Origin of the sequence: Mycolicibacterium aichiense, assembly GCF_010726245.1 — a bacterium.
Classification (GTDB): domain Bacteria; phylum Actinomycetota; class Actinomycetes; order Mycobacteriales; family Mycobacteriaceae; genus Mycobacterium; species Mycobacterium aichiense.
The window spans coordinates 4,767,531-4,781,465 of the sequence record NZ_AP022561.1 but is presented as its reverse complement, the minus strand read 5'-3'; the positions used below and the strand labels follow the sequence as shown (position 1 = coordinate 4,781,465).

The 13,935-nt window shown below is 57.0% G+C and carries 11 protein-coding genes; 4 read left to right on the top strand and 7 right to left on the bottom strand.

All coding sequences use genetic code 11. The annotated features are described in order from the left end of the window. Positions 1-11 precede the first annotated feature (11 nt). From rfaD to G6N32_RS23065, 4 genes are read left to right on the top strand one after another with little or no spacing between them, the layout of a single operon-like run. Entirely contained in the window at positions 12-998 is a 987-nt protein-coding gene (gene rfaD / locus G6N32_RS23080; RefSeq protein ID WP_115318743.1) for an ADP-glyceromanno-heptose 6-epimerase, read from the top strand. A 27-nt stretch (positions 999-1,025) separates the two neighbouring features. Further along, positions 1,026-2,231 carry an AGE family epimerase/isomerase gene (locus G6N32_RS23075; protein ID WP_115318744.1) on the top strand — a complete coding sequence of 402 codons (1,206 nt, stop codon included), beginning with the start codon at positions 1,026-1,028 and terminating at the stop codon, positions 2,229-2,231. Beyond that, the gene (locus G6N32_RS23070; protein ID WP_115318745.1) at positions 2,224-2,751 is read left to right on the top strand and encodes a D-glycero-alpha-D-manno-heptose-1,7-bisphosphate 7-phosphatase; all 528 of its coding nucleotides are present in this window, start codon (positions 2,224-2,226) and stop codon (positions 2,749-2,751) included. Before G6N32_RS23075 ends, G6N32_RS23070 begins: the two co-directional genes overlap by 8 nt. Next, complete coding sequence (locus G6N32_RS23065; RefSeq protein WP_115318746.1) at positions 2,751-3,800, top strand: glycosyltransferase family 9 protein; 1,050 nt, start codon at positions 2,751-2,753, stop codon at positions 3,798-3,800. The genes G6N32_RS23070 and G6N32_RS23065 overlap by 1 nt, the downstream gene beginning before the upstream one ends. Positions 3,801-3,895: 95 nt before the next feature. Here the strand turns inward: G6N32_RS23065 and G6N32_RS23060 are convergent, their stop codons facing one another. The 7 genes from G6N32_RS23060 to G6N32_RS23030 form a co-directional block, all read right to left on the bottom strand. Then, the gene (locus G6N32_RS23060; RefSeq protein WP_115318747.1) at positions 3,896-4,705 is read right to left on the bottom strand and encodes an FkbM family methyltransferase; all 810 of its coding nucleotides are present in this window, start codon (positions 4,703-4,705) and stop codon (positions 3,896-3,898) included. Between the two features lie 811 nt (positions 4,706-5,516). Then, positions 5,517-6,824, bottom strand: coding sequence for an oligosaccharide flippase family protein (locus tag G6N32_RS23055; protein ID WP_115318748.1), 1,308 nt, complete (start codon positions 6,822-6,824; stop codon positions 5,517-5,519). Between the two features lie 206 nt (positions 6,825-7,030). Further along, on the bottom strand, positions 7,031-8,362 hold the full coding sequence (locus G6N32_RS23050) for an O-antigen ligase family protein (RefSeq protein ID WP_163789405.1): 1,332 nt from the start codon (positions 8,360-8,362) through the stop codon (positions 7,031-7,033). 115 nt (positions 8,363-8,477) lie between these two features. Beyond that, positions 8,478-9,407: an NAD-dependent epimerase/dehydratase family protein gene (locus G6N32_RS23045; RefSeq protein WP_163789402.1), complete on the bottom strand. Its 930-nt coding sequence runs from the start codon at positions 9,405-9,407 to the stop codon at positions 8,478-8,480. Further along, positions 9,404-10,414, bottom strand: a complete 1,011-nt coding sequence (locus tag G6N32_RS23040; RefSeq protein ID WP_115322101.1) for a GDP-mannose 4,6-dehydratase — start codon at positions 10,412-10,414, stop codon at positions 9,404-9,406. The genes G6N32_RS23045 and G6N32_RS23040 overlap by 4 nt, the downstream gene beginning before the upstream one ends. A 147-nt stretch (positions 10,415-10,561) precedes the next feature. Beyond that, positions 10,562-11,668 (bottom strand): glycosyltransferase, encoded by a 1,107-nt coding sequence (locus G6N32_RS23035; RefSeq protein ID WP_115322018.1) that lies wholly within the window; start codon positions 11,666-11,668, stop codon positions 10,562-10,564. A gap of 613 nt (positions 11,669-12,281) precedes the next feature. Then, complete coding sequence (locus G6N32_RS23030) at positions 12,282-13,715, bottom strand: tyrosine-protein kinase domain-containing protein (protein WP_115322017.1); 1,434 nt, start codon at positions 13,713-13,715, stop codon at positions 12,282-12,284. Positions 13,716-13,935 lie beyond the last annotated feature (220 nt).

The window sequence follows — 13,935 nt, the reverse complement described above, 5'->3', positions numbered from 1 at the left end:
AGAATCTAGATATGCACGTCATCACCGGCGGAGCCGGATTCATTGGATCAAATATAGCTGCAGAGCTCGATCAACGGGGCGAGGACATCGTTGTTGTCGATATGCTCGGCGATGACGATATGAAATGGCGCAATATTGCTAAACGGCGCCTGCGGGACCTCATTACACCTGACGAGTTGCCCGCATTTCTATCCGGTAGTAGCCGGATAGAATCAATAATACATATGGGTGCAATATCGTCCACAGTTGAGCGTGATGTGGACTTGATCATACGTAACAACTTCCGACTTTCAGTCGATCTTTGGAACTGGTGCACCCGCGAGGGTATTCCATACATATACGCCTCTTCGGCCGCAACATACGGCGACGGGGGAATGGGCTTTGTGGATGAATTCGACGACGCCTCCCTTGGCGCTTTGCGACCGCTGAATCCCTACGGATGGAGCAAGCATGCGTTTGATCGTTGGGTTCATGCCGAGCAACAATCGCGTCAGCGCCATCCGCCTAAATGGGCCGGGCTGAAGTTCTTCAACGTTTATGGACCTAATGAGTACCACAAGGGAGGGCAGCGCAGCGTCGCATTGCAGCTGTTCGAACAAATAAGAGATAATGGCGTTGCGCGTCTTTTCGCGTCCAACGATCCCGATTACGTAGACGGCGGGCAGACGCGCGATTTCGTGTGGGTCGGGGATTGCGTCACCATTGCGCTCTGGCTGCTTGGTACCGATAGTGCGCCATCGTCGGTATACAATGTGGGCTCAGGCGTGCCACGTACGTTCGGGGACAAAGCTCGAATCATTTTTGAGCTGTTGGATCAGCCGCTGAACATCGAGTTCATCACTCTTCCTGAAGAGTTGAACGGTAAGTATCAAAATTTCACACTTGCCTCGCTCGACAAGTTGCGACAAGCCGGTTACGACATTCCGACTACTTCACTAGAAGACGGCCTCAAATCGTATATCGAAGATTACTTACGAAGTCCTGATATTTTTCGATGATTACAGAGATCGAAAGCATGCGGTGCGATGACTCAGATCGATATAGCCCAGTTGTCGAATTTTACAGCGCTGAAGAGCGAGAAATCTGACCTTCTCGACTGGCTATTCGATGAAGCCTTGCCTACCTGGTCCGATCGTGGTGTCGACAGAAGCTGCGGCGGCTTCTACGAAGTGCTCGGACAAGATGGCAGATTCATCGAGCAACCACGTCGCACCCGACTCGTATCGCGTCAGATCTATGTATTCGCAGTGGCAGCTGAACTCGGCTGGCGAGATTGCAAGGCCGCGAGTGACTTAGTGGACCACGGTCTTAAATTCCTGATCGACAAATGTCAATCACCTGCGGGGCCGGTTTATGCAACCGTTTCTCCCCGTGGGGAGCCGCTGGCGTCTGAGTTCAATCTTTATGACCATGCGTTTGCACTATTTGCGCTTGGAAGTGCAGTACGACTCGGTCACGGTGGTGAGATTGCGATCTCAGCTGGTCACAAGATCCGCGATGCCATGGTCGCAGGATGGAAACATCCGCTTGCGGGGTTCGAGGAGGCGATGCCCCCGCGTGAACCACTAAACGCCAATCAGCATATGCACTTGCTGGAAGCCTTCCTTGAATGGGAGGAGGCAGGCGAAACCGATGGATGGCAGGCTTTGGCCGATGAAGTTGTAGATCTCGCAGTCGGGAAGTTCATCGATGCCGCAAGTGGGAGTGTGCGGGAGCACTTTGACCACGATTGGCGTCCTGCCGTCGGCGAAACCGGACGGTTCCTCGAGCCTGGTCATCAGTTCGAATGGGCATGGCTGCTGTGGCGCTGGGGCTTGGCGCGGGGATGTGACGATGTGTTCCCAAAGGTTCGGAGACTGGCTGAGATCGGTGAGAACTATGGCATCAACGACAAAACTGGACTAGCGATGAACGGGATCTGGGCGGATCTGTCGGTGAGAGACGCCGAGTCCCGCCTATGGCCCCAGACTGAGAGAATCAAGGCGCACATCGCGGCGGCCGAGATCGGAGCCAACGAGAATGAAGTTGATGAGGCCATGAGGCACGCGACTGATGCCGCGCGCGGACTGCGGCGCTACTTCGATACCGATATCAATGGGCTCTGGCACGAAACGCTTGATGCCGGCGGATACCCGGTGGCGGCCCCTGCGAGGGCTTCTAGTCTTTACCATATAGTCTGCGCGGTACGGGAACTTCATCGGTTCGTTCAAAGGCACGAAAACCTTGGCTGAGGCAAAGCCTGCGGCATTCCTGGACCGCGATGGTGTCATAAACATTGACCGCGGGTACGTTGGCCGAGTGCTCGATTTTGAGCTAATCGATGGGGCTGCCGAAGCTATTTCGCTCCTTAACCGCAGCGGCTACTTGGTTTTTGTTGTCACTAACCAGTCCGGCATAGCGCGAGGTTATTTCACCGAAGCGGATTTCTTCGAAGTGACTGCGTATATGAATGCGTTACTAGCACAGGGCGAAGCGCGCATCGATGATATTCGCTATTGCCCATACCATCCGAATGCCGAAATCGCGAGCTATCGCGCGTGTCACCCTTGGCGTAAGCCGGCCCCGGGTATGATCCTCGATCTTGTTGAAAAATGGAATGTTGACTTGGACTCCAGCTTCCTCATTGGTAATTCGGCTCGAGACCTAGAGGCGGCGCGCGCGGCAGGCATCAAGGGTTATCTTTATGAACAGGGAAATCTTCTTGAATTTCTCAGATCATCCGCCCTGAAAATGGATCGAGACGTGAATTAATGCATTTTGCGATCGTTCAGACATGGGGTCTTGGTGATTTAATTATGACGACCCCGGTTATTTCGGAGTTTCGTCGACTGAATCCGGACGCCAAGCTCAGCCTGATTGTCCGAGGGAAGCCACAGGCTGCGTTAATGCAAGGCTCGCGTCTCGTCGACCAGGTGCTGACGATGCCACCGATCGGAGATCGGGCAGCTGTACTGAAATTCTTCCTCCGATTGCGCAAGCAGCACGTAGATGTCGCGTTCATCGGCAGCCGCATCGAGGGTCGGCTTCCCGCGTATCTCAGAATTTTGGCTGGAATTCCTGTGATCGTGGGCGATGGCACCAACAAGGGATCTCGGATTTTCTATACCGTCCGTAATCAGATCAATCCCGAGGTGCATCGTGTTGACCGCATGCTTGAAACATTCGCGATGTGGAGCCGGCGACCTCCGATGGCAGCGCGATTCCCGATCCCGCGGAGCGAAGTAGCTCTCGAGGAAGCGGAGACGATTCTTGCGGACAACGATCTGCAACCTGGCCGGTACGTGGTCATCCACCCCGGTTCATCGGTGTCAGATGGCACGGCCAAGCGCATCCCCGCTGAGGTTGCTCGTCGAATCGCGGATCAAATCGTGGATAAATGCGCCGATTGCGCTATTGCCTTCATCTTCGGTCCCGAGGATGGTGACCTTATTCCTAGTTTTTCTGGCTTGGCTGCGCGACAAGTGATTCTGTCCGGGCACTCGCTGCACTCGTCAATTGCAATCATATCTCAAGCAGGCGGGTTTATTGGTAGCGATTCAAGTCTCGGCCATATTGCCGCAGCATTCGCTATTCCGACAATGACATTATTTGGACCCACTATCCCGACTGAAACTGCGCCGTACGGTGAGAATGCGAGAGTCGTCAGGCGACTCGAAAAGTTGGAGTGCCAGCCCTGCTGGCATACCCCACTTTATGGCCACTGCCCGTACGGCGTGCGCTGTATGCACGAGCTTCCTGAATCGCTGATCGTGGAGACGGCCGCGGCTTGGCTGTCGACTCGAAATTTGGGTCGAAGCTAGATGGGTACTGTTGGAATCTAGCGACGATCGCGACGCTGCCGCCGTTGCGGTTTCCGCCTGTTACGCGAATCGAAGTAGAGTTCAGACTGGCTGGCTCAGGGGGAAACTCTCTCGGCAGGGATGAATATCCAGTTGTAAATGTACGACGGCACCTTCGCCACTCGGTCTTGTGGAACAATCTCCGTGCTGAAAGCTCGTAACTGTCTTTCTCGATAGTAGAAGCAGTTGTAATCGAATGATTCTTGAACCCACGTGATTATTCGTTCTACGGAATCTCCTTGCGATCGGAGGTGCCGATTTTCTGACTCGCATAGAATCACTGGTCGAAACCGCTTGATGGTCTCGGAGGCACCCTGTAGCACCTTGCTTTCATGACCTTCGACATCAATTTTCAAGAAATCGAGCGACTCAAAATTTAGGGACGGAAAGAAGTCATCTATCGAGGTGGCCCGAACCTTTTGCCGCAGCATCCCTCTCTGGAGTGGGAGATTCTCCACACTTGAGTTGGCGTGGCTCGGGTCGAGAACAATCTCAAGTTCGCCGGCTTTGTCCGAAATGGCAAGATTGTACGCACGGAAGTTGGCGAATCCGTCAAGATTATTGCACAAGCGTTTGAAGAGATCCCGTCGAGCTTCGAAAGCTGCCACCTTGCCTTCGGGGAAGGTATGGCACAGATGATAGGAGAAATACCCAAGGTTCCCGCCCACGTCAATGCATTTGCTATCACTTGGTAGCACAGAAAGGAGGTACTCTAATTCTGGCTCCTCTTGGAGCAACGCCCGTGTCCGGATTGCAAAGTCGCTATCATCCTCGTTGCGTAGGAGCGCCTTCATTTGGCGGAGCTTGTTATAGAGGGGCAAGGGAAGGTGTGTTTGCAGATAACGTCGAGGTGTCGCCATTTTCATCAAATTTCCTTCCAGATGCGAATTGTTTTCGCTCCACGGTAACTTTTACGCCTTGGGGCTAACCGCTGGTCGTCCACGATGTGGAGAAGATCCTCGTTGATCTTGCCATCGGCGTTGACTGTCTGCCCGACATCGCGGCTCCGGGTGGCCCTCAAATCCCATACTGTCACGACTAATCACGGTTTAGCGCGGATGCGGTGGGTCGGTGGCGCTTGGTGCGCTGAAGTGCGAGTCCAAGAGCGGTACAGGCGCGCTGAGAGGTCGACAAAGTGTGGCTGCCGAGCGTATCCGCGAGCCTCGAAACCTGCGTGGCGATCCGTAAGCGCCTGGAACGGCCGGTGAGTACAGCGGGAACAAACGCGGTTAGGCACAAAGCGTAAAAGCTCGAATTTGTTTCGACGATCGCTGAAAATCCGGCCATCACAAATGTCGAAAGGTACGCGCCGACGCATGAGAGTGGATGACTGACCTTCTGCGAGACTAGTCGCAGTGGGGCGTGGTTGGTGTGGTGTCGGGAGATGGTCTACGAAGCGGCGGCGGCAACAGCAGCGTGCGTCGGCGCGGTCCGCGATGAGCGGGGGTGGAGCCCTCATCTGGGTGTTGCTGTCGGCGTAGCCCAAACGCCCGCGAAGGTGCGACGGCAAGCTCTACTTCTGCACGATCGAGGCCGTTCTGTATGCGCACTGTCCCACAACGGATTAGACGGTAAGGGGAATGCCCTCGAAACGGAATGCCCTTCCCGTGCCGAACAGCGGCCGGGTCGGGACATACTGCCGCCTAGTCCTAACAGAACCTCTTCGACGAACCGATGCTAAGCGCGTCGCAGCGTCAACAACCGCGACGCCAGATTAAATAACATACGAATATCCGCCATTCTAAACCGATAGAATTCGGCGGGCGGAACGCCATAGTATTTGTGCAGCCAATAGATGCAGAGGCAGGCGGGCGCCGTTGTCACGACTAGCATTGCGAGTGCTGCGCCAAGAGCGCCCAGCGACTTAATTAATAGAAACATGGGTACGAGGTAGATCGCCATGCCGATGGCGAGCGCCAAGCTTCGAAGGCCAGGTCTGCCGCGCGCGCTGAGAGCTGCACCGGCAACAGATCCAGGATTCCCGAGAACGCTCGCAAGAATTAGGATCGCAGCCAGCGGCGCGGCAGGGGCGAACCCCGGGCCAAATAGTGCGGGAATGGCCCACGGAGAGGCTGCGGCCAGCACCGCACCAACGATGGCTGTGACTAGTGTCGAAAGCCGGGCTGCGCGACCGACTCGCTCAGCGTCACGCTCGCCAGACTCGACCGCGAACATCACGTCCTTGACGGCCATATTGAACAGGAGGGCAACGCTGGTCACGTTGACTGCAACGACGTAGATTCCAAGTTCGTTAACTCCCGCCAGGGGTGTCATGACTACTTGGTCCAAACGCATGATGACCAGTCCGCCAGCTACCCCCATCCATGATTGCCAGGCGTATGTGTGGAGCTTCGGAAGCTGCTCAGGCGAATCGGGTTGTTTCGCCGGCGCCCGTACGACAGCCCACCACCCAGGGGACAAGAGATAGACCCCAGCCCCCACGAAGGTTCCAAAGGCAAGCGCCAGCGTCGCCGTGTATGCGGTTAGCGAGCCAGCGAATAACAACACCGCCACCGCTACTAATGGGATGAACGCGCAGACCGTCCGCTCCGCGGCGACAAGCCACCAACTACAGGCACCGAGTGCCACACCTCGAAAAGCCATCATAAAGAGCCCAGGGACCAGGGCGGCAGAGACTGTGGCGATGAGTCCAGCAAGCGATGGATCCCCGCCGCTGAGGGGTCGCGCGAGAATAACAAGAACGAAACTGCCAGTCAGACCTGATATTCCAAGCGCACCCAGGCTGATGCCGAGGATGCGCGCCAAGTGGCCGGCTCCTCTCGCGACGTAGAACGTCAGCGACTCAGGTAGCCCGATGGTCAGGAGAGCGAGCGCGAAGGTCAGAGGCGCCATCGCGGCTGCAACCTCCCCGCGCCCCTCAACCCCCAAGCCCTGAGCGATCATGATTTGGGTGATGAGGACCGCGGCGGGCGGAAGCGCGTAACCAGCCGCGCTAATGGCAACACCTCTTGCGACGACGGACATCGAGTGCCTCTCAATTTCCGTAGCGGAAACGACGGTGTACAGCTCTGGTGATGCTGATCAACGCCTCCGGATCTGCTGACGAGGTTTCTCCATCGTTCGGGTATGGCTTACCCAGTGTTCGGCAGGCATCAGTAGCGACTACGAACCTAGGAGCGGTTGGCAAATTCCTAGGTAAAGGTCTTCAAAAAACGGCCCTCGTCGAGATATTACGTGCTGGCCCGCTGGGGCTCAAATGGTGGCTGGAGAACATTGATTCTCAAATACGCTCTGTCTATGGTCGCGCGCTTCGTGCGCGCGACCATACCAACTGAGATCAGCGCAGGCCACGCAATCCAATTCAGGCCAATAAATTTCTCCAGTTGGAATGGCATTTCCACGACGGTCAACGTGAGCAATATGATAACGAAAGATGCGAGGGATCGATCGAATGGTTCTAGTGAAAAGACATTCGACGCGACCCAAAACAGAAGGAAATATATACCGACGATTCCAAGAGGCCCGCCGATTATCCAGTAATTAAGAAATAGGTTGTGCGCGGAGTTGACCTGCCAGCCTAATGCGTCAGAAACCACAGACTCGGCGCCAAAAAAGTTGAAACCCTGTCCCATCAGCGGGCTTTCGAGAACGGCTTGCTTCGCAAGAAGCCACACGTTACCTCTGTCACTGAATACGTTTCCCTGCTCAACAAGCCAAGGGAGCATCGTCGCGGTAGTAACGATGCCAACAGACGCGAACCAAAAAAGCAGGCGCTTTTCTCTGCCTAATCGGAATAGTCCTATTACGACACCTAGTCCAACCGCTACAGCAACGCCGACCATCGCTGATCGGCAGGCAGAGAGTAGTAAAGTGAACGACATCATGCCGATGTAAACCCAACGCAATTTCACTTGCTTGACTAACGCGGTGAACGGGAGTGCCAACGCGAGCGTCATTCCGAGTACGTTCATAGATGTGTACGGGCCAGCCAAAAGGCCCGACGTCAGTATTCCCTTTGTATTTTCTGCGGTGAGCGTCCCCACCATCCATGCTTGATCGGTCAGTGCGGCGACAACCAGCGAAAGGAGGGCAATTAGCGCGCCAAGGTGGGCAAAAATGACGAGGTCGTCGCGGCGAATCCTGAGTGTGAATAATGCCATGACGAGCAGCATGTTGACGATGAGTTGGACGACGAACGAGAGATGGGCGAAGCTATCGTCGCGATAAGCGGATGCCATTATCGATCCCGCAAGGCAAAGCGCAATCCCGACCGAGCCGAGATGGAGTTCAAAAGGTGAGGGCTTTTTCCTTATTATCGCCGCGCCACAGATTGCGCAAACGATAATTGCCATGACAACCTGGCTTCCGGACGCGAGCGCAGTCTGGTGTAGGTCGATGTCGCGCCGACCAATGGATATCCGTTCGCCGGAAAGAATTTGGAGAAATGGTGGCAGCGTGCCCAGCAACATATAACTAACAACGATTGCGTTGAAATATCGCTTCTCGCTGCCATCTCGATGACCTTGCTTAGTTGCAAGCGTGGCTGAGTCGTTCTTTGTCAACGTGTGGTCTCGACCTCCGTTATAGATTCGTGGGCGCCCGAGTGTCTGGTGCGACCTTAACCAAGTCGTCGCCGCTTGTCTCTGTTCTCCACCCAGATCTGCACGATTACGACGGTTAGGACTGGGCGATTCTCTCTGCGCTGACGAAGTCGGCGATTGACGACTCAAGAGGGATGGTGGGAGACCAACCCAGGTCGCGCCGCAAGCGTCCAGCGTCGCCTGTGATGTCGCGAGCGTCGGTTGGGCGCATGCGTGCGGGGTCGACCATGAGTTCCGGGGTAGGCCGCCCCAAGGTGCGACAGATTGCCTCGAGGATGTCATGCCCCGAGACCGACTTGCCCGAAGCCACGTTGTAAATGGTGTGCGGAGTATCGGAGGCGATGATGCGCACATACGCGTCGGCGACGTCCCGGACGTCGGTATAGTCGCGTCGTGTCGTCAGGTTGCCCACCGCAAGCCGGTCGCGACTCGAGGAGTCCTCAAGTGACGCAACGAGGTCTGGGACTATGAATCCCGGACGTTGACCTGGCCCGATGTGATTGAAGGGCCGCGCCACAATGGTCCTAAGCCCGCGACGCCGGTAGTACTCAAACTGTCGCTCCACGAGCAGTTTGCTAACGACGTAGGGAGAGGATGCCACTACATCGGCATCCTCGCGGAGCGATTCACTGTTATGCGGCGGGCGATATACAGCGCCAGTACTAATGCCGAGGATGCGGGTCGACACCGCGTCGGCGCGCATGTGGGCCTCGCATAGGTTGGTAACCATCGCGCTGTTGGCCTCGATGTATGTTTGCGGCTGTTCAAACGATGGCCCTACCGCCGCCAGTCCCGCCAGGTGCACCACGGCGTCGCCGATCAATCCTACGGGCCACTCTCTGCGCAGATCTGCGACGTGCACAGATGTGAGTAGTTCTCGAGTAGAGGCGGGAACTGTATCTGTCCGGGCCACCCCGCGAACGAGGTAGCCCGCCGCGTTCGCGGCCACGGCGACATGATGTCCGACGAATCCATCAACGCCGGTTAGAACAAGGGTCTTCGTCACCCTCTAGAAGCCTCAGTGGCAACACCGACACGCGCAAGGTCGTGCTGAACCATGCGCGAGACGAGGGTGGGGAAATCGACCTCGCGATGCCACCCGAGGACGCGCTCGGCCTTCGACGGGTCGCCGAGGAGGATGTCGACCTCTGCAGGGCGCATGAACGCCGGATTTTGACGCACGTACGGGCGCCAATCGGATTCACCGATCTCCGCAAACGCCAATGCTAGGAAGTCTTCGATGGAGTGCGTCTCGCCCGTCGCCAGGACAAAGTCATCAGGCTCGGTGTGCTGAAGCATCAGCCACATCCCCTTGACAAAGTCGCCTGCGTAGCCCCAATCGCGCTTCGGCCACAGGTCGCCGAGCTCGACGTATTCCTGTAGTCCGTATTTTATGCGCGCAACAGCGTGCGTGATCTTCCTGGTGACAAACTCGACGCCGCGATGTTCGCCCTCGTGGTTGAAGAGGATCCCGCAGGAAACGAACATGCCGTAGCTCTCGCGGTAGTTTTTCGCCGTCCAATGTCCGTAGAGCTTGGCGACGCCGTAGGGGCTGCGGGGGTGGAACAGAGAGTCTTCGTTGTAGCCAGTTCCGGGCCGGTTGTAGTCGAGGCCACCGAACATTTCCGAGGTCGATGCCTGATAGATGCGAGTCTTCTCGGCGCGCCCTGTTATACGGACCGACTCGAGAACGTTGAGTACACCCTTGCCAGTGACTTCGGCGGTCAGAGACGGGTTCTTGAAGGAGTACCCGACATGGCTAATGGCCCCGAGGTTGTAGACCTCGTCCGGATTGGCGACCTCCAAGGCCTGCACGATCGAGGTCGGGTCAGTCAAATCCCCTTCGATCATCTTCACGAAGGGGTGCGATGCCTCCAGCTCGGCACGTCGAGGATTGTTCTGGCCACGAATGAACCCGTATACGAGGTAGCCCTTGTCGTGCAGGAAGGTCGACAGATGCTTACCGTCTTGGCCTGTAATGCCAGTGACAAGAGCGACTTTTTGTGGCGTCATGACCTGCACAACGCTACTGCATTGCGACCTCGTTTGCCCGGCAAGTCGCAGCACCCGATGGAATACGAACTACCCTTTCAATTGCATCATCTTCGCTGGCCAAAACGGCGTTCGCGATCGCGCTGATACTCCGAGCAGACGGGGTGTCTACTCGGCCAACCGCGCAACCTCCTCAATTAGGCGGCCGGCGAAGTGTTCCTCGGAGAACAGTTCCGCATGCCCCCGTATCAACTCGGAGTCCCAGGCGCGTTGTCGACTCAGCACGATGGCGTTCCGGACCTCCTCGGGGGTGGGGCTGTCGAAGTACAGCCCGGTCTGCCCCTCGCGAATCGTGTCGAGAAATCCTCCCCACCGCAATACAATCGACGGTTTGCCGTACGCCGCCCCCTCGATCGGTGTCAAGCCGAAGTCTTCGTAGCTTGCCGATAGCACGGCTGTGCAATGCGCATACAACCAGCGGACCTGATTGTCGCTGAGATTCTTGAGCATTAGCACAGACGGTCCGGCCAGGCGCTGCAAATTATCTTCCTCCGGTCCGGCGCCGACGACGATCAAAGGGATGTTGAGCGAGTTCATGGCTTCGATCACGACGTCGACGTTCTTGTATGGCAGCAAGCGACAGATGCAGAGGTAGAACTCTTCGGATGGCCGTCGAACGGCCGATATGTCCACCGGGTCCTGCGGAAGGGACGAATCGATCGTATGCGGTGCAGGCAAGACCTCCGACTCGATGCCGTAGGCATCGCGAATGCGTTGTTGCACGGCTGTCGAGATCGCGAAGTACTTCGTAGCGGTTAGAGCCTTCTTCTTGTCCCAGCGTTTCAAGAACGGTGACAAGGCGAGCAATAACATCCGTTTGATGGTGAGCTTGTCGCTTCCGAGATAGGCGTCCGTTTGATACAGCCACCGAGCAGGGGAGTAGCAATAAACAATCTTTGGGCCGGAGGTGTCATACCCATGGGACCATCCCGCACTGCTCGCGATTGTCACCGTCGCATTCACCCGGGTGCTACCCACCACGGAAGCGAGTAGCGGCAGTGTCAGCCGATGCGACTTTCGCAGCACGGAAAACCGATTGAGCCAGCTGGGCCTGATGTCTAGCTGCCTGAGCTCAGGGTACGTCTCATCGGGTTCGTACAAGGTCGTGTAGATCGGGGCGCCCGGAAATGCCCTCGCTATGGCAGCGACGACCCGCTCAGCGCCCCCGCGCTGTACTAGGTGGTCGTGGGTGATCGCGATTTCGAGGTCAGGCACATCGCGATGCTAACGAATAAACGGGGGCTATGACCTCGCGAATGAACTACCCCGGCTTTCGTTCAAATCTCATCGGACGATCAGGCGAATGCCCGGACGGTAGGCGCCGGAGTTTGGTCATCGTGCGTTCGGACAACGTAATAGCTGCCTCGGAAGTGTCTGAGTCCCTGGGCCATCAAGGCGGTGATGAGTAAACTTGGTATCCCGGAGTAGCCAGCGCGCCGGTGAGGGCGCGGGGCGCAGATCGGTGCTGGGGAACTTTCGGACCGACGGGGTCTGGGCATGCCGAGATCCGCCGGCTCAAGCGCGGGCTCGCCGATTTGCGCAGTGCCAGTGAGATTTTGAAGTGTGCGTCTGCAACTTTCGCAGCGGAGCTCCACCGCCCCGTGACACCTGGTCAGCCCGTCACAGCGGCTACGAGGTCAAGTCCTCGACCTGGACAAAGGCGCCCAGCGTTTGGGCGAGGTCGCAGTAGCAGTTGCTGGCGCGCCCAAGCGAAGCGTGGGCGATCCCATTTTCTGCGCGAGAAGTGGCGGGGAGCCTGCGGACTCACTAGGCGATGCTGGCCGCGTTGGACGATGGAGCGAACATCGGACTATTTCGAGAGACCGAATTATGGGGCAGTATCCGAGGATTCAGGGGATGTGTCCGATGCAGCAGACTTCGCTTCCTTTGATTCCGGCTTCGCGCTCTCGCCGTAGTAGCTATAGCTATAGCTATAGCTATAGCTACCACCACCGCGGGTTGGCATCATTGTGAGCACAGCACCGAGGAGCGAGGCCCCGACGTCCGCCAAGTTCCGGGCAGCGTGGACGACTTGATCGCGTTTGGTCTGACCGAAGCGTGTCATGATGAGCGCCCCGTCCGCGTTGGCCGCAAGAAGTGCACCGTCGGTCACAGCCAGCAAGGGAGCCGAATCGACGATTACATAATCGAACTTTTGGCGTAATTCGGTCAGGACAGTCTTCGCTGCCATCGATCCCAGAAGTTCGCTTGGATTCGGTGGTATTGCGCCTGACGTAAGCACCGTCAAGCGGGGATACTGTGTCTGTTGCAGCACCTCGGATAGCGATGCCCCACCGCTGAGCACGGTGCTGAATCCGACTTGCCCCACGAGATGGAGATAGCGGTCCAGGGAAGGTCGCCGCATATCCCCATCAACGAGGACGACGTTATGTTCGGCTTCGGCCAGCGCGAGTGCAAGGTTTATTGCTGTAGTCGATTTGCCTTCATTCGGGACCGAGCTCGTAACGATGATCACTCGGGGCGGATTATCTACGGACAAAAATTGTAGGTTTGTCCTAAGCTTGCGGAATGCCTCCGCGATGGCCGACGTTTCAGTGTCGAATGGAATAACTGGCTGATTTCGCCGCACTTTGTCGAGTGGAATGGCGCCGACGATGCCGACGCCGGTGATTTCCTCAAGCGTTTCCCGACTCTTGACGGTGTTGTCCAGCATGTCCCGCAAAACAGCGAGGCCGATCCCGGTCAGCAGGCCCAAACCCAAACCGATCGCCAGGTTACGGGCCGTTTTCGGAATCACAGGTTTGGTCGGAACCGATGCCCGCTGCTCAACTATGACTCGCGCATCGGGTGCGGCCCCGGGCTTTGGGGTCTCGAGCTCGCGCACCATGACGACGAACTCGTCTGACAAAGCGTTGGCAATGTCACGGGCGCGTACGGGCGACTCGTCCAATACCGACACGTCGATCAAAACGGTATCCAGCTTTGCACTTGCCTTGACTCGCTCCTGAAGCGCGGGCGCGGTCATGTTGACCCCGAGTTTGTCAATGGTTCTTTGGGCCAGGGTTTCGCCGGTTATCAGCTGTGTGTACGAAAGGACCCGCTCCTGGGACAGCCGATTACCTTGGTACAGATCCGCCGCGGACGAGCCGGCTGAGGTTGAGACGTACAGCCTTGTGGAGGCTTGGTAGAGCGGCGTGGTGAGAAGCGAGTACGCGACCGCTGCGAGCACCGACACCAACATCGTGACAACGATGGTGATCCATCTTGTGCGCAGCAGTTTTGTAAAGTCTTGAAGATTCACGCGCTACCCCTCCCTAGCTGACCGATCCGCGGTCTGACACGTCACCACGGACCGTCTGCGAAGACCCGAGCCGGCGTCATTTGAGCCCGTCAATATTGTTCCCCCAAGCACAGCTTCTTGGCCGCAACGAACATTGTCTCACCAGGACTGCCGCGGGGCTTGGCTTAGCGTCGGCGTACATCCCACCCCGGGCCGGAGTGGTCGACTTGATATCTCTGTG